Source organism: Cupriavidus sp. UGS-1 (assembly GCF_021213615.1).
Taxonomy (GTDB): Bacteria; Pseudomonadota; Gammaproteobacteria; order Burkholderiales; family Burkholderiaceae; genus Cupriavidus.
In genome coordinates, this window is record NZ_JAJQJF010000003.1 from 424,279 (window position 1) to 442,450 (window position 18,172).

The 18,172-nt window shown below is 69.7% G+C and carries 6 protein-coding genes; 1 reads left to right on the forward strand and 5 read right to left on the reverse strand.

Going from position 1 to position 18,172, the window contains the following annotated elements; translation table 11 throughout:
* The first annotated feature begins 2 nt into the window (after positions 1-2).
* Positions 3-1,193 (forward strand): amidase, encoded by a 1,191-nt coding sequence (locus LRR16_RS06755; RefSeq protein WP_232205265.1) that lies wholly within the window; start codon positions 3-5, stop codon positions 1,191-1,193.
* A gap of 356 nt (positions 1,194-1,549) precedes the next feature.
* Here the strand turns inward: LRR16_RS06755 and LRR16_RS06760 are convergent, their stop codons facing one another.
* From LRR16_RS06760 to LRR16_RS06780, 5 genes are all read right to left on the reverse strand, one after another.
* Complete coding sequence (locus LRR16_RS06760; protein WP_232205266.1) at positions 1,550-12,787, reverse strand: LWXIA domain-containing protein; 11,238 nt, start codon at positions 12,785-12,787, stop codon at positions 1,550-1,552.
* A gap of 327 nt (positions 12,788-13,114) precedes the next feature.
* Complete coding sequence (locus LRR16_RS06765; RefSeq protein ID WP_232205267.1) at positions 13,115-13,918, reverse strand: putative hydro-lyase; 804 nt, start codon at positions 13,916-13,918, stop codon at positions 13,115-13,117.
* A 305-nt stretch (positions 13,919-14,223) separates the two neighbouring features.
* Positions 14,224-15,273, reverse strand: coding sequence for a LysR family transcriptional regulator (locus tag LRR16_RS06770; protein WP_232205268.1), 1,050 nt, complete (start codon positions 15,271-15,273; stop codon positions 14,224-14,226).
* 171 nt (positions 15,274-15,444) lie between these two features.
* Complete coding sequence (locus tag LRR16_RS06775) at positions 15,445-15,960, reverse strand: SRPBCC family protein (protein WP_232205269.1); 516 nt, start codon at positions 15,958-15,960, stop codon at positions 15,445-15,447.
* A gap of 323 nt (positions 15,961-16,283) precedes the next feature.
* Positions 16,284-18,172 (reverse strand): LWXIA domain-containing protein (locus LRR16_RS06780; protein WP_232205270.1); only part of this gene is annotated, 1,889 nt, incomplete at its 5' end.

Here is an 18,172-nt window from a genome sequence, read left to right on the forward strand (position 1 = left end):
CCATGAGCCTGGCATCGCATCCGTCCCATTCGTTCCTGCCCTACCCCGAAGCCGACGTACCGCATGCGCCGGACGGGCAGTTGCAGGGGCTGCGCTTTGCCGCCAAGGACTTGTTCGACGTGGCGGGCTACCCCACCGGCGGCGGCAACCCCCACGTGCTGGCGATGTCGGGCATCAAGACGTCCACGGCACCGGCTGTGCAATGCCTGCTCGACGCCGGCGCGAAATTCGTCGGCAAGACCCATACCGACGAGCTGGCCTTCTCGATGAACGGCAACAACGCGCACTACGGCGCGCCGGTCAATGGCGCGGCTCCCGACCGCATCACCGGCGGCTCGTCCTCCGGCTCCGCGTCGGCGGTGTCGCACGGCCTGTGCGACCTTGCGCTGGGGACGGACACCGGCGGCTCGGTACGTGCGCCGGCCAGCCATTGCGGCCTGTTCGGGATTCGGCCCACGCATGGCCGCATCTCGCTGGCGGGATGCCTGCCGCTGTGCGACAGCCTCGATACCTGCGGCTTCTTCGCGCGCGATATCGGCACGTTTGCGCGGGTCGCCGATGTGCTGCTGGGCCCGGATGCCAACACCTTGCCCGCTTCGGTCCGCCTGCTGCTGGCCGACGATCTGTTCGCGCTGGCCGAGCCGGCTGCGCGCGATGCGCTGCTCCCGGTGGCGGCTCGCATCCGGGACGCATTCGGCAACGGCGATGCGGTCGCGGCCACGGACCGCCCGATCGGCGATCTGTACTGGGCCTTCCGCTACGTGCAAGGGTGGGAAGCGTGGCGCAGCGATGGCGACATGATCGAGCGCTACGGCCTGCGGCTGGGTCCCGACGTAGCCGCACGGTTCGCGTTCTCGAAGGAAGTCACCGCGGGCCAGCACGACGAGGCCATGCAGGTGCGCCGTGCGTTCACCGCCCACCTTGCCGCATTGCTGGGCGACGACGGCGTGCTGCTGTTGCCGACGATGCCCGATATCGCGCCGCTGCGGGACGCCGCGCTAGACACGCTCGAGGACTACCGCAACCGCGCCGTGCAGATGCTGTGCCTGGCCGGCCTGAGCGGCTTTCCGCAGATCACCCTGCCGCTGTGCCGCCGCGATGGCGCCCCGCTGGGCCTGTCGCTGCTCGGGCCGGCCGGCAGCGACCGCACCCTGGTCGCGTTGGCCGAGCGGGTGGTCGCCGCCTTAGGGTAAAGCTGAAATACCTCCGTCGTTCCCGCGAAAGCGGGAACCCAGTGTCTGCGAAAGTCACTGGGTCCCCGGCTGCGCGGGGACGACGCGTGATAGCGGCTGTGTGTCATTCCCGCGAAAGCGGGAACCCAGTGTCTTTGCAAGCCGCTGGGTCCCCGCCTGCGCGGGGACGACGCGTGATAGCGGCTGTGTGTCGTTCCCGCGAAAGCGGGAACCCAGTGTCTTTGCAAGCCGCTGGGTCCCCGCCTGCGCGGGGACGACAGGTGATAGCGGCTGTGTGTCATTCCCGCGAAAGCGGGAATCCAGTGTCTTTGCAAGCCGCTGGGTCCCCGCCTGCGCGGGGACGACTGGGTAATCGCTTATCGCGTCACGTCCAGCACCCACCCCGGCTCGATGTGGTCGGGGTTCTCCGCAAGGTTGTACTGCGGATTCAGGTTGATCAGCTCGCGCAGCGCGTAGGCGGCGACCTGCTGGTCCGCGGTCATTGCCTCGGCCTCGGCGTCCTCTTTCTGGCCGTCGGACAGCAGCGTATCGAGGTTCGTCGCCGCGATGCCCCACAGCGTCGACGTCTCGACGCCCGCATGGAAGGGCTGCACGGTCACGCGTCCGTTGCGCGGACGCGGCCGCGACGGCTCGGGCTGTTGCGGCGGCGGTTCCGTAGCAGGCGGCCTGGGCTCCTCGGACGGTTTTTCCGACCGCGGCGGCTGGGTCGGAGCCGGCCGTGTCGGCGACGGGTCCTGCGTCGAGGGAACCGACGGCGTCGAGGACGGCGATGGCGGCGATGGCGGCTTCACCGGCTGGTCTTCCTCGTCGCTGCCAAGGGTCTCGAGCAGGATCTTCATGCCGAAATTGACGATCACGCCGCCGCCCAGCAGCACCAGCCCATACGGCATCGCGCGGCCGAAGAACTCCCATTTGCGGGGCAGCAGCGACTGGTCCGGCTTCAGCTGAATATTGCCGCCCTTGTCCGCCGCCAGCTTGTTGTACTCCCGGTTGGCGACGCCGCGCTCGACGCGCGACTGCAGGAAGGCACCGACACCGAAGGTGGCAAGGCTCGCCGCACCGAGGCCGCCGGCCACGCCGCCGTACGTCATCACGTCCGTCACCGCCAGTGGAATCGCGCCGGCCGCATACATGCTCATCACGAACTTGCGCGTATGGGCGGCCGGCAGCGCAGGCAGCTTGACCTTGGCGTGGTAGCCGATGCGGTTGGCGATATTGAAGCTCGCCAGCACGCCGTTGGCCGCCAGGAACGCCGTGTTGCTGTACGTCGCGACATTGCCCAGGTCCACGCCGTGATGCATGAACCAGTTCACCGTGGTGGCGTTGTTGATCGCCAGCGTGCCGATCTGCAGGCCGTCATTGATGCGGCCGGCGACGGTGTCCGGCGTCAGCAGCGCCGTGCCGGCCTGCTTCAGCGCCTGCACGGCGGCTGCAACTTCCTCCGCCGACGGCTTGTTGGTGTCCGCGCCGACATGCCGCTCGAGGACCTGGATATGCGCGTCGAATGCCTTGCGGTTGTTCTCGCTGATCCCCCAGATCGCGGCGCGGTCGCTGGCCAGCGCCTTGCGCAGCCAGGCGACATCGGCAGGCGTCTGCCGCTCGGTGCGGCGGATCACCCGGTTGGCGAAGGCGGTGCGGCCGGCGGCGATGCCGCCGCGATAGATGAAGCAGGAGCCGGCCACCACCACCGATGCGGCGGTGCCAGGCATCGGGATGAACGGCATCGCCGCGGCGCCGGTGGCGAAGGCCCCGCCGACCGAAGCCGCGACGGTGGCGTGCAGCTTCCACGGGCGCGGCGTCGGCGTGGGTGACGACGATGCCGGCTGCGGGTTGGCCGGAGCCGGCTTGCCGGCCTGGTTGCCGGCCTGGTTGGCCGCCTGGTTGGCGGCCTCGGCGGCGGCAAGCCGCTCGGCATCGGGATCGGGCCGGGCAGGCTGTGCCGGCTTGGCGGCGCTCGCAGGATCGGCGGACTGGGCAGCCGCCTCGGCGGCCGCGGTCTGCTCCGGCTCGGGGACCGGCCTGGCCGGTTTGCCGCTCGGCGTCGCCTTGGCGGCGTTGCTCGTGTCCGGGGCGCCGGCCGTTTCGCTCGACTGCCCGGACTCGTTCGGCTCCGGCGATGCCGCCCCCTCCGGCTCGGACTCGCCGCCATGCCGGAACGTGGCCGAGCGCACCGTGCCCTGCGGATCGGTCGCGACGCGCGCGACATTGGCCTGCGCGGCCTCGCGCATCTTCGCCAGTACCGTCACCACCGCCTGCCCATGCGCGGCCAGGCCGCCACCGGGCTCGACCGACATCACGTCGGCGATCTTGACACTGCCGTCGGCGAAGAATGCAAACTCCACGTCCTGCAGCAGCAGGCCGCGCCCGTCCGCGCCGTTCTCGATACCGTGCTCGATCGCATCGAGATCGCGCAGCGTCCGCGCGTTCATCCGCGCGGCATACTGCGGCAGCAGATTGCCATTGCCGTCGAGCAGGTCTGCACTGCCCGCCAGATAGCGTTCATAGACGATGGCCGGATGGCCGAGCACCGTGTCCCCGTCGCCGCCATGGATGCGCAGCGCCGGCATGCCCAGCGCCTCGACCTGCGCCATCGCTTCGCGTTCGGCGCCCATCGGGAAGGCGGCGATCATGCTGTCGTTGCCGAGCCCCACCGCATGGCTGTTGCCCAGCGCAAACACGGTCTTGACTGCACCCGAGCCCAGCCGCGGGCCCAGATAGGAGGCCAAGTCGACGGACGTCTGCCGGCCGTCTTCGTGGACCAGGCGCACCGCGTCGACGCCGTCGACCGCGAACCCGCGGTTGGCATGTCGATATGGTTGCGGCTGCAGCGTTTGCCAAGCCACGTCTTGCTGATCGAGCTTCAGGACCGGCCGGGGCGGGCTGCCCCCATTGACATCCGCGGGCTCCAGCGCATCGAGCTTGAAGCCCGCCGCCGGCAGCATCACGTCGACGCCCATCACGTCCGCCACCTGCTGCGCGAAGGCACGCCGCGCATGCTGGCTGCCCCCGTCGAGCGCCAGCACGACCGCTCCGCCCTTCTTGCCCGCGTCGGCAAGTTCCAGCGCGAGCCGGTGCGCGCCGACCGCTTCGCCGTTCTCGTCGAGCAGGCCACGCTGGCGATCGAAACGCCCCAGCACGACGTTGTAGTCGCCTGGCACCATCACCTTCAACCGCGAGGCGCCGAACGCCGCATCGGCATGGCGCGGCGCCGCGGCGCGCCACGCGCCGGGGTCGGCGACGTGGATGGCATTGCCGTCGTGGGCGGCGTTCACCGGCCTCGGCGCATCGTCGCGCGGCATCGTGAATGCGCTGTCCGGCAGCGCCTGTCCGCCTTCGCTGACGCCGACGATCGGCAGCGCCGGCATGGCGCCGTAGAAGCGTCCGCCCTGGCTGTGCACGGGCGCATCGGACTGCGCCATCGCCTCGGGGCTCGCATCGACCCGCATCGCGCCGCCGAAGACGGTATCGCCGCCGTCATGCCAGCCGCGGATCTCCCACCTGCCGTCCGGCGCGTAGACACGGGCGTCCAGCGCGGTGGCCAGTTGCTGCGCCAGCGGCAGCGGACCGTCCATGCCGAAGCAGTCGTAGATCAGCACCGGCATGCCTTCGCGATAGTCCGGGTGCGAGCGGATCCGGTCGGCCAGCGCGGCCGCGTCGTAGCCGGGACGGCCGCTGCCGTCCATGTCCATGCGCACGCCCTGGTAGGCGCCCTCGGCGCGCACGGTGAAATAGCCGGGCACCTGCGGCACCGAGATCGGCATCGCGCGGTTGTCGAACGTGACGTAGCCCGCCTCGGCGGCCAGATCCAGATGCGCCCTGGCCCGCGGGAAATGCCCCAGTTGCTGCAGCACGTCGACCCGCTCGCCCGCTTCGTTGCGTACCAGCGGCATGCCCTCGGCAAAGCCCTCCGGCAGCGCCACGCGGATATCGCCTTCGTAGCCTCGGTTCAGCGCGATCTCGCCCGGCACCGTGCTGCCGTCTCGCCGCGACAGCGGCACGGTGCCGATCGTATCGTCGGCGGCCGGCACGCGGCCGGCGCGGTACTGGGCCGCGGGCACGACCTGCAGCCGCACCTTGACGCCGACCGCCGCCTGCCGGTCGAGCTGCGCGGCGGCCTGCAGCGGCGAATCGAAGGCGCCGATCACCTTGGGCCTGGCATTGGCCGCATCGGCGTCCCGCACCGCCACGTACTTGACGTCGGCCAGCCGGCCGCCGGTCGCATGCACGCTGTCGATCACCGTGGCGATGGCCGCGTCGCCCGGTACGCCGTCGCGCAGCGACCAGCTGCGATCGACGATCGCGGGCACATGGCGGGCCTGGATGTTGCCGCGCCCGCCCTCGTCCGCACCATGGAAGGGACGCCGCAATCCATGCGCGAACAGGTCCTCCAGCACCGAACGCGGCTGCCGGCGCGGCATCGCGGTGCCCATCAGCGCGGGCACCGGCGCGCCGGGACCGGTGGTGGCCTCGGCGCCGGCCCATTGCCGCAGCAGCCGGTACACCGCCAGGTGGACCTCCGGGGAGAAGCCATCGACCGTGGCCACCCGCTGCCGCGACACGCCGTCGACCGCACCGGCGTGGACCGACGCCTCGATGGCCGACAGGATCTGGTTCTCGGTCGGCATCAGATGCGCCTTGCCCAGCTGACGCAGCAACGCGGCGCCAATCGCATAGGCGCCCCAGTTCGACACGCTGGCGGTCACCAGGATGTCGGTCCGGACCACCGAGGCGATCGGCGTGCCGTCCGGCGCCAGCGGGACGAACGCCGCCACATTGCCCATGCCAGCCTCGTTGCCGCCATCGCCGACCGAGGAGGTGCCGATGCCCATCTCCTGCGCCGCCTTCAGGAACGCATCGATACCCGGCGTGAAATCGTCGAGGTTGACCCCGCGCATGTTGTGCTTGGTGCCGGCAGCCGTGCGGCCGGGCAGTTCGATCGACGACACGTGATCGGGCCGCAGTTCCTCCAGCATCGCGCGGACCACCGGCGAGCTGCTGTCCGCATGCTCGTCGAACACGTGGACGGAATCGAGCGGCTGGCCCATGTCTGCCAGCGCCGCTTCGAGGATCGGCTGGTTGGCCGAATCGACGATATAGCTGACGCGCTTGCCGGCGGCGCGCAGCATCGCGCCCAGCGCCACGGTTCCGGGCGGGCCGTCGGTTTCGGGCAAGCCCTCGGCCACCGAGAAGCCGGTCAGCAGCAGCACGTGTTCGGCATCGGCCATCGCCGCGGCGGCGTGCAACGCCCCCTTTGGAATCGCCAGCCGGTCGATATTGCGGCCGGTATAGCCTGTCACCATCGCGTCGATCGCGGCCGGCATCCGGTTGGCATCGAGAATGCCGCGAATCTGGCCCGGATCGGTGCTCGCGCTGAACTCCGGCACGCCGAACGCACGCGCGCGTGGATCCTCGGTCATGCCTTGAGCGAGCCGCACGACCTCGCTGGCGCGGCCCGTGGTCACCGCCAGCAGCGGCAGCATGTCCTGGGCGCTGACCTCCTCGAACGGAATCGGCTCGGGCAGCAAATCGTCCTGCTTCAGCACGCCGCGCTCGATCAGCCGGTCGACCAGCGCCTTGGCCTGATACTGCATCGGGTCGATCAGCTTGACGTGGCCGAGGCCGCTGGCATCGAGCTGCTGGCGGATCAGCCTGGCCAGCGCCGGATAGTGCGTGCAGCACAGCCACAGCGACTCGGTCCCGGGCGGAATCCGCTCGGCGTTGATGTACTTGGCGACCAGCTTCTGGATCGCCACCAGTTCCGGCCCTTCCTTGGCCTGGTGCTGCAGCGCGTTGACGGCGGCCGCCCACTCGTTGGCGCCGATCTCCAGCACGTTCTGCCCGGTGCGCAGCGCGTCCACCGCATCCCGATAGGCATGGCTGTTGACGGTGCCCGGCGTGGCGACCAGCGCAAAATTGCGGCCGCCGTCCTCGGCCATCGCGCGGGCGGTGGTGTGGATCAGGTTGATGAAATCGCGCTCGCTCAGCCCGGCCCAGCCTTCCGGATAGGTGATGCACGCCGTGTTGCAGCCGAGCGCGTTGGCATCGGCCTGTTGCTGGTGCATCGCGTGCAAACCGTCGTTGACGCGGCGGATCAGGTCGTCGCGCTCGCGCCCGCCGTAGGTGCCCGCGGCGTGGTCGCCGTACGCGACCAGCTGCACGCGCTTGCCGGTCATCGAGAAGATATGCCGGGCGATGTTCATCGCGGCCAGGATGCCGCCGTTGCTGGAGTCGAATACGGTGACCTCGATGATGTCGTCGATCACCTTGATGCCGAACTGCTCCGGGTCCACGCCCTTCGGCACGAAGCGGCGCTGCATGCCGTCCAGCATCTGCGCCAGGTCCAGTCCGTCCGGCAACTGCTTGGCCTGCGCCTGCAGCAGCTCGTACAGCCCCAGGAAGCTGCGCTTGTCGAGGCCGCGCATGCTGGTCGCGCCGCGCTCCAGCGTGACGCTGTCATACGCGTGCAGCGCGGCCATGCGGTCGATCATCGCGGCGACGCGATCGGTCGTCGGCATCGCGTGGTCGCTGCCGGACGCGCGCTGCAGCGCAAAGCCGACCGCCTGCGCCGCCAGATTGGTGTTCATGCCGACCACCGGATGGCTCGCGCCGACCGCCGACCACTGGTCGATATCGGCGGGCTCGACATGCAGCGACGTCATCGCGCGCTCGAGCGCCGAGCGCATGCCCGCGGTATGGCTGTCGGCGCCGATCGCCACGGTGACCAGGTCCTTGGCATTGGCCTCGACCAGCAGCTGGTCGACCCGAGGCGCACCGTCGAGGCGCTCGCCGTTGGCCAGCCGGTATTCGCCGACGCGGTTGCGGCCGGCCACCTCGACCGCGACCACGGCCTGGGTCCGATACTTTGCCAGCAGCGCCTGCGCCTGCTGGGCGGCCCCGGTCGAATCGGTGGCGGTGAAGGTCTCGATGCGGGCATCGGCCAGACCCAGTTCGCCCTGCAGCAGATCGGCCAGCAGCGCCTCGTGCGCAGGGTCGGTGACGAAGATCACCTCCTTGCCCAGCGCGCTCAGGTAGGCGCCGAGCGACGCCGCGCCCAGCGGTCCATGCGTGTCCGCGCCGCCGTGCAGCGTGGCGGGCGACGTTGCGATCAGCACCGTATCGACATCTTGCAGCGCCCGCGCCGCCAGCTCGGCGCCATAGGGCACCGACAGCGACATCGGGCGCCCGTCCATGCCGGCCACGCGGTCCAGCGGCGAAATCGCGTTCTGCAGCACGATCGACGGCTCGGCGCGCGCGGCCTCGAGCACGGCGGCACGGCCGCCGCCGCCATGTGCAAACACCGCGCTGCGGACATTGGGCCGGACATCGCCGCGTGCGTCCGCGCGCGCCTCGGCGCGGCGGCGGCTGCGGCTGCGGCTGTCGGTGCCGGTGCGGCTGGCCGCCGGCGGCGCGTCGCCGTGCCGGCTGCGTTCGCCGGCCTCGCGCATGTACCTGGTGACGGCCTGCTGCATCGCCCGGTCCATCATCCGATTGACCACGCCGTCCTGCAGCCGGGCGCCCTGCGCCACCGCCGCGTCGAAGGTCAGACGGCTGGCCAGCTTGACCGATTGCCAGGCCCCCAACTTCTGCGGGGTGAAGGAGCGCCCGCCACCATCGCCGGCACGGGTGGTGACGGCGGATTGGCTCTGGGGGTCCGCCGACGGCACCGTCGCCGGCCGGGCCGGCGTACCGTGCGCGTCCCCCTCCTGCCCGCGCCCCACGGTAGGCCGACCCGCCGTCGCCGAGGAATGGCCCGCCTCCTCACCGCCGGCGCGCGGTGCCCCGGCCGTATCCGCCGGCTGGCGTCCGCCCGCGGTGCCCTCGTCGGCTGGCCGCACCCGTACCCTGGCCTCGGAGCCATCGCGGCCGTTGGCGATGCCCTCGCCTGCCTGCACTGCCGTCTGCAGCGCCAATGCCTGCGCGGCGGCCTCCGCGCGCGGGGTTCGCCCAAGCACACGCACGGTGGCGTCGTGCACCGCTCGCGCGCTGCGCATCTGGATGCCCGCCGGCATCATCTGCGTCATCCCCATCAGCAGCATCGCGCCGTTCTGCAGCTTTTCAGTCAGCGACATCTGGTCGCCGTGCTGGACAAAGGTGGCCGCCTGCTGCGTCGTCAGGATGCCCCCTGTGCCGAACGCGCCGAGGTTGAGCACGTTGCCGCCGACCGCCATGCGGCTGGCGGTGCCGGCAAGGGTGCGCGAAGCCGACTGCGCCATCGTGGCGGCCCGTTGTGTCTTCGCGGCAAGCGCGGCGACGTTGGCTGCGAGCGGGTTCGAGTTCGCGGCGAGATTGGCCGCCCTGTCCGACAGCGCCGCCGCGCGAGCGGTCAGCGCTGTGGATCGGTTGGCCAGCGCGCCGGACGCCCGTATGGCGAGCGAGGCGCCCTTGCCGAGGCCGAGGCCGCCGATCCCGGCCACCGAGCCGAACGCGTTGGCCCACAGCGAGAACGCGCGCGAGTTGTCCAACGGATTGAGCGAGCGGCCGTGGTCCGCCATGTTTTGCGCATCGATCGCCGTCACCGCCAGGCCGTATCCCATCGAACCGAGCATGCCGCTCCAGGCCGCCGCTACCAGCGGCGTCGCCGCCCCCCCGGTGGCGAGCATCACGCCGACGCCGCCGATGGCGCCCAACGCCGTCACTCCGATATCGAGCCAGGCGCGCGCCTGTTCGCGCCCGGTGACGATATGCGCGTCGATGTCGTCGAACTTCACATGGCCGTCCGCGCCCAGGCTCAGGTCCTTCGCCAGGTAGACGGTGCCCTTGTCGTGCAGCTCGTTGTTTTCCTGGAAGTCGCGTTCGGCGGACTGATCGCCCTTGCCGTAGACCGCGCCCTGGTCGTCGACCCACAGGGTCCTGCCGTCCTTGACGAACTCGAACACCGCGCTCTGGTAAGGCGACATGCCGGGCCCGGTCACATAGATCGGAATGACCTTGATGGTGGCGCCTTCCGGTGCGTCCTCGGCCAGCTGCTCCTTGATCAGCTTCGGATCCGCGTTGGGCGCGGCCAGCGCGATGGCATTGTCGAGCGCCTTGTCGTCGCCGGCCTTGACGGTCAGCTCGTCCTTGCGCAGCGCCAGCGAATCGAAGGTGCCCTGCAGGATCTCGTCCTTGTCCAGTTCGAAGCGCCGCTGGTCTTCCTTGGCCTTGTCGGTGCCGCTGTATTCCTCGTAGCCCCGATCCATCGCGCGGGTCAGGTCGTAGTCGGCCATCGCCGGCGCGCGGTCGTGGTCCTTCAGTTCCCTGGCGAAGGCGAGCGACAGGCTGGTGTGTCCCTTCGCCGCGGCGTCCTGCGCGCCGCCATAGATCCGTCCCTGCGTGCCGCCGACCTGGTTCTGCATCACCATCGTGAAGACGTCGTTGTCCTCGTTGGCCAGCCAGCTGGCGGTCGAGGTCGCGGCCGGACCGGTGCCCGGTTCCGCGCCGGGATTGCGTCCGTAGTAGCCGGCGTCGGCGGCGTCGACCACCGCGGCCAGGCCATGGTAGAAGTCGTTCCAGTCGTTGTAGCTGCCGCCGGCCGGCGCGACATTGCGGCCGGTCCAGTCGTTGCCGTATTCGCTCTTGACGGTGTCGAGCAGCGTGGTGGCATCCTCCTCGGTCAGGTAAGGCGCGACCTGCTGCATGTACTGGCCGACCCGGTCGGCGTACATCGTCTCCTGGCCAATGATCGGCTTGTAGTCGTCGTCGTGCGTCTTGCCTTCGAGGTCCTTGCGCATCGACGCCTCGATCTGCGCGCGGAAGGCCTCGCTGCCGAAGCGGTTGCCCTCCACGGCGAGATAGCGCTCGCGCTCCTGCTCTGTCTGCGCGGCATTGGCCGCGCCCTGGCGCAGCTTCAGCGCGCCGACGAAGTCGCCGGCATCGAGCTTCTGCTTGAGGTTTTCCTGCAGAAAGCCTTCGCGCAGCGGCACCGAACCGCGCATCAGCCCAAGCATGCGCTGCATCCCTTCTGCCGCGGCGGCACTGTCTTCCTTGCTGATGCCGTCTCCACCCTGGGCGCGCCGCTGCGTCTCGGTAAACGCGTACATCACCAGCCCGGACTGTTTGATGCCGGCCTCGAAGGCCTTGCGTGTCGGATCGTTCGGCGGCGCATTGTCGGCGGGGACAAGGTAGTCCGCCCCCAGCGACTTGTACATGACATAGGCGGCAGGGTTGAACTCCATCAGATTCCGCTCTTGCTGCGACAGATCGCGCGGCGTCGCCGAGTTGGGGTCCGTCTTCGCCTTCGGATCGAGCGTCAGGCCCTGCACCTGCGCCATCGCCAGCGTGGTCGGATCGGTCTTCGCCAGCTCGCGTTCGAAATCGGTCTCCGGCGTCAGGTTCTCCATCTCGCCGGCGATGCGGCCCTGCATGTCGGCGGTACTGATGACCGTGCGCATGCCCTGGTCATTGCCATAGCGCTGCTCCAATTGCGTGATGGCCTGCTGCCGGTAGCTGTCGGGCACCTTGACGCCATCGCCAGCCTTCAGCGCGTCAAGCTGCGCCTGCGCGTCGTCGACGCGATTCTGCGCCTGGGTCAGGTCGTAGCCGCGATCCGTCATTGACTGCGAGCGGTCGTGCGGCTGGTTGCGGACGTTGCCCAGCTGGGTATCGGCATCCTTCTTGTAAAGCTGCGCGGCCAGCGTATCGATCTCGACGCGCATCGTGCCCAGATAGGTTTCCTCGGCCTTGTCGCGGGTCTGCTGCGCCTCGTAGACGGCCGCGCGCGCGTCGCTGACCGCCTTGCCACTCTCGGGATCGCCACGGCGGATGCCCATCGGGATCTCGGACAGCGCCTTCTCCTCGCGCTGCAACGTGGCTTCGGCCTGGTCCAGCCGGTCCTCGGCGAGCCCCAGTTCGAAGCGCGCCCCTTGCGTGTCGCGGGCCTGCTGCGTCGGCTCGGCCTTCAGGAAGCCGTCCTTGATCTGGTCGAGGTTCTGGTCGAGCACCGGATCGTTGTAGCGCTCGCGGATCTCCTTCGCCTTGGCGTCGACCGCCGCGGTGATCGCCTTGTCGTCGCCGCCCGTCGCCGCGGCATGGTTGGCGGCCACCCGCAGCTCGTTCTGCGCGCCGGCCATCACCATGCCGTATTTCTGCTCGATCGGTTGCCAGTCGGCATCGGTCATCGTGCCGGCATTGCGCCTGGTCTCGCTGTCGTCGTAGGCGCCCTTTGCGTCCTTGTGCCAGCGATCCGTGTGCCCCTTCGCCTCGTCCTGCTCCTTGTCGCGCGCCTGCTGCGCGGGATCAGTGGCCGGCTTGTCGCCGCCTGGACCCTTGACCTGGACCACGCCGCCAGGATTCGTTTGCGGGGTGTAGAGCGCCGGCGTGACCACGGGCTGACTGTTCGCCGCGCGGTCGGGCTGCTGTTTCTGGTCGGCCTGCTGCGCCTGATTGGCCTGGTTCGCCTGCTGGGCCTGATTGGCCTGTTGCGCCTGCTGGGCCTGATTGTTCTGTTCGTTGCGCCGGGCGGTTTCCGCTTCCTGCGCCTCGCGCTGCCGCTCGGCCTCCCGTGCCTGCGCGCGCCTGGCCTCCTCGGCCGCCGCGCGCGCGGCCGCTTCGGCGGCGGCACGGGCCGCGGCGAGAATGGCTTCGCGGGCTTGCATCAGGTCCTTGAAATCCAGCATGACGCTCTTCTCCTGAGGAACGGGGGCGATGCGAACGGCGTTAAGGGCACCAAGGGCGCCAAGGGCATTGCTGCGGCCACGCGAACGGCGCGGCTCGCATGGGCCCGCCGCCACGCGCCGGGCGACGCGTGGACGGACTGCGGCCAGCGTGACAGGCCATTGTCTGCCCGGTGTGGCGCGATACCAACTAGGGAGAATCGTAGGCTGGCGGTGCAGCGGGCCACCGGGAGGGCATGGAACTACGCGAATACGTAGTCGAAGGCCGCCTGACGTCGCGGCCAGGGGCAACGACGGCCGTCGCCGTCATCGCCCCGTCATCGAAATCGTCTACAGCCGGTTGTTGTCGAGGTCGGTGACCAGCATGCAGCCCGGCGCATGGGTGATGCAGATTTCCGGCCGCGCTTCGCGGATCACGGCCTGGGGCGTCACGCCGCAGGCCCAGAACACCGGGATCTCGTCCTCGTCCACCGGCACGGCGTCGCCGTAGTCGGGCGCCTCGATGTCGTCGATGCCGATCAGCCGCGGATCGCCGATATGCACGGGCGCGCCGTGGACGTCGGGATAGCGGGCCGTGATCTCGGTGGCCAGGATCGCATCGGCCGCCTTCAGCGGACGCATCGACACGACCAGCTTGCCGGACAGGCGTCCGGCGGGCCGCGTCTCGATCGAGGTGCGAAACATCGCCACGTTGCGGCCCAGATTGATGTGCTTGAGCGGAACGTTGGCGGCGAGCAGCGCATGCTCGAACGAGAACGAGCAGCCGATCGCGAACGCCACGAAATCGTCGCGCCACAACGAGGCGATGTCGGTGGTCTCCTGATAGTCGGTACCGTTGCGGTAGACGCGATACAGCGGCACGTCGGTGCGGATGTCGACGTCGACGCCGAGATTGCGGAAGACCGGATCGCCCGGTTCCGTGACGTCGATCAGTGGGCAGGCCTTGCGGTTCAGCGCGCAGAACTGCAGGAAGTCATAGGCCCAGTCGCGCGACAGGATCACGATATTGGCCTGGACATAACCCCTGGCGAGCCCGCTGGTATGGCCGCGATAACGGCCCGAGCGGATCAGCGCGCGCAGCGCGGCGGGGTCTTCGGGCAACAGCCCGTTGGCTTGCTGGAGGGGCAGGTTCATGGTGGTCGGCGTGGAGTCGTGCACGCGAGCGCAACGCACCAACTTGCCACAAGGTCGTGGACCTTCCATGTCGTTCCCGCGAAGGCGGGAACCCAGCGTCTTTGAAAGCCACTGGGTCCCCGCTTTCGCGGGGACGACAACGTTTGCCGGCAATCTGGCACGAAACGCGCGCTGTCGCGAGGTGTGCAACGATTCTGGACGCCGCGCCGATGCACTGTCCAACAAATCTTTTGGATGCAGCGCGATAAGGCTTTTCGATGACGAAGGCAAGCGATGCTTGCCTTCGGGACCCGAGACGGCCGCCGTCAGGCGTCGCGGTCCGTATCGTGGTGCGTATCGTGGTGCGTATCGTGGTGCGTATCGTGGTGCGTATCGTGGTCCGTGTTGTGGTCCGTATGGCCGCCGGTCTCGCCGCCGCCGTTCTGCGCGGCGACATTGGCCATCGGCATCGCCTTGTCCTCGCCCGCTTCCGCGCAGAACGCGGCCACCACGCCGACCGTCAGCGCGATCACCGACTCCGACAGTTCCAGCCCCGCGCCGGTGCGCCACGATGCGACGATGTCCAGCGACGGCGGGTGGCTGTCGATGTCGACGATGGTCAGCGTGCCATCCTCCAGTTCGCGGCGCACCAGCACCGGCGGCACCGCGCCGATGCCGAAACCCTCGCCGATCAGCCGCGTCATCGCCGCGACCGAATTGACGCAGCTGATGCGTGGGGACTCCACGCCGTTCAGGTGGAACAGGCTGAGGATGTCCTGATGCGGGCGCGAGTTCTTGACGAAGGTAATCACGCGTTCGCCGGCGAGGTCGTCCAGCGAGCGATACGGCCGGTCATAGGCCGAGCCCTTGGCGACGATCCAGCGGATCGGATACTTGGCCAGCTCGATATTGCGCACGGTCTCCACGCGCAGCAGGTCGGTCTGGAAGATGATGTCGAGATAGCCCTTCTGCAGCTGGTCGCACAGGTTCAGCGCGGCATCGGCGGTCAGCTCGATTTCCAGCGCCGGGTAGGCTTCCATCACGCGGCGGACCACCGACGACAGCCAGGTATGGATGACCGAATCCATCGCACCGATGCGCAATCGCCCTTCGCTGACGCGCGTGGAATCGATCGATTGGCGCAGCCGATGCATCGTGTTGACCATGCGCTCGGCATATTCGAGCACCTGCTGGCCCTGCGGGGTCAGCGATACGCCGCGCGAGTCGCGCAGGAACAGCTTGACGCCGAGGTCTTCCTCCAGCACGGCGATGCGGCTGGAAATCGAGGCCTGGGTGGTGAACAGTTTTTCCGCGGTCAGCCGGAAGCTTCGCAAACGGGCGACCCAGACGAACGTCTCGAGAAAGCGCAGGTTCATGTCGACAGGGATTGGAGTCAGGGACGAGGCCAAGGCACGCTGCCATGTCGTCCCCGCGCAGGCGGGGACTCAGCGGCTTCAAGCCTGCCGGTGCCTTCGCGAAAAGACACTGGGCCCCCGCCTGCGCGGGAACGACGGCAAAACCCGCTCCGCAGCGAGCGCGGCTCCCGCTCAACTTCCCTGCGTCGACGGACGCGCCGCGTCGGCGGACTCGCGCACCGGATAGGCTGGCGCCTTGTCGACCGGCTGTTCGGCCAGCACCTTGATGCGGCCCAGCGCCGCCTGCATTTCGTTGCCCAGCGCCTGCGGATACTCCGCACGCGGGCCGGCGGGCACGGACAGCGGGTCGAGCCACATCTGCCACGTTACCACGGCGGTGCCCGCATCGGGACCGGGACTTACCTGCAGTCGCCCGCGCGTATGGTTCGACAGCTTGCGGTAGACGTACGAGTACGGCCCGCGATCGACCAGCACGTCGACCACCGGCGGCCCGCCGTTCTTGCGCTCGGCACGACGGACGGTACCCGGCGAGCCGTCGCCCAGCACCACGCTGCACGAACGCAACGCGCTGTCCCATTTGGAGATCGCACAGTAGTCGCCGGCCTGCGCCCACACCTGCTGCGGCGTGCGATGGATCAGGATCGAACGCTCGACCGGAACCAGTTGGGCATGGGCGGCGGGCGCCATGGTGAGCGTGACCAAGGCCGCCAGCAGCGCGCCGCGAGGACGTCGCCATGCAGGGACGAGGGAGGATTGGTGGTCGGGCATGAGAAAAGGATCGGTCGCAACACGTCATTCCCGCGAACGCGGGAATCCAGCGTCTTTAAACGCCACTGGGTCCCCGCCTTCGCGGGGACGACAACGCCGTCGTTCGAAAGCCGCTGGGTCCGCCTTCGCGGGGACGACAACGTGGTCGGCGACAACGCCGTCGTGAAGATGGCGTAGCGTACCGCGGGCGGCGCGCCTTGCCATCACCGAGCCTTCGTAGGACGGGAACCTCCGCGCCGTTGTCAGCCCTGGCTGGTTTGCGGCAGTGCGATATCGACCAGCCAGCCGGGCACGATGCGGTCGGGATCCCCGATCGAGGCATTGAGCTGCAGCAGGTGATCGAGCGCCCGGCTGGTCTGCGCGATGTTGCCGCCGGGCACGGCACCCACCCCGCCGTCGCCATCCAGCAGCGTGTCGCGATGGCTGCGCGCGATGTCCCATAGCGTGTCGCCCGGCGCCACCTGGTGGTAGCCCGCCAGCACCGCGGCCGCGCGACGCGACAGGTTGCGATGCGGGGCCTCCATCGCCGGCGCCGTGGCCTGCCGCTCGGCCAGGACGCGCGGCGCGGCGCCATGCGTGGTCTCGGCCGATGCCGCGCGATCGCGCCCGGACGACCCGAGCAGATCCGGCCACTGGAATTCCTTGTTCAGCGTGATCGCATCGATCTCGCTGACGCGGGACTTCGACAGGTCGGGTCCCTTCAGGTACCACAGCTGCGCCGGCCCGACCTTGCTGCCGTACTGTCCGATCTGCAGGCGGTTGGCGGTATTCGATCCGTAGAAGCGCAGCGGCCCGATATTGGTCGCATCCATCAGCACCGGCGTGACCGGCCACGACCACGTGGCCTGCCCGTCCACATCGGTCAGCCTGCCGTTGGCGAAGTTGGTGCGCAGGATGTTGTGCTTGACGTGGCCGACGCGCAGGCTCGCCATGCCCATCTTCGACAGCCATGGCAGGCCGAAGCGATAGGCGACGCCGCCCTCCAGAATATTGACGCCGTCGCGCGTGCCGACGGTGGTCTTGCCGTCGCGCGAGAACGCGAACGGCGTGGTGCTGCCGCCGACCCACAGCGACTTGATGCCGCCGATATTGAGCCAGAGCGTCATCGAGTTCAGCCCGTCGCGCGAGCGGAACGTGATCTGCCAGCCGTCGATCCGCGTGGTATCCGGCAGGTTGTACTTGCGCAGCTCGCGCGGATCGCGCGAGACGTCGACCTGGCCCGTCGCGGCCGCGTAGGCCCCATGGGCCAGCGCCGCCACGCGCGCGCCGCGCTGCAGCCCACGGCGGATCTGCGCGACGGTCAGCGTGCTGTCGCCGCTGGCGTTGGCGAGCCCGCCCTGCAGCGCGGTCGGGACCGTGCGCTCCATCCGCTGCCGCACCGGCCCGAGCGACACCGTGCCCAGCCGCGCGTCGGCGCGCTGCTGGCGCTGCGCCCAGGCGAGCAGGCTGTCCGCGGCGCGCGGATTGGCCACGGCCAGCCGATCGATGGCGCCGGTGCCTGGGCGGAAAGCCGCTCGCCTCGCCTCCAGTGCTGCGCGCCGTGCGTCTCGATGGCGCGCCGCGGCCTGGTTCATTGCCGCGCGCAGGTCCTGGCGATCGGCATGCTGGCCTGCGCTTGTGCGTTGCCCGCGTTGGGTACGTTGCGTGCGTTGCGCGTGCCGCCACGCCTGCGTGGCCTGCTGTTCGGCGATGCGGGCGTCGGCCCGCTGCCATTCGGCCTGGCGCCACTGGCGCATCGCCGCCACGCTCTCGCCGACGCGGGTCAGGCGCGGATCGGCGGCGGCCTGCCGGGCCAGATCGCGCAGCTGCACGGCCTGCGCCTGCCACGGCGAATCGGCGCCGCCCTGCTGCGCCAGCCGTTCCATCTGGCGTGCCGCACGTTCCAGCACGCGACGCCATGCCGCGGGATGGGTATCGCGCAGCGCCGCCAGCGCGCCGTCCGCGGGCGGTTGGGGTCCACGACCGCGCGGCGCCGTCGCTGCCCTCGGCGCCAGACCGCCTTCGCCGAACACCGCGCGCCCCGCGCGTTCGGCATTGGTCTGCGCGAGCCGCTGCGCCTGCGCCGCGAGCGCGTGCTGGCGCGTCAGCGCGCGATGAGTCGCTGTGCCGGGCGTCGCCGTCTGCAATCGCG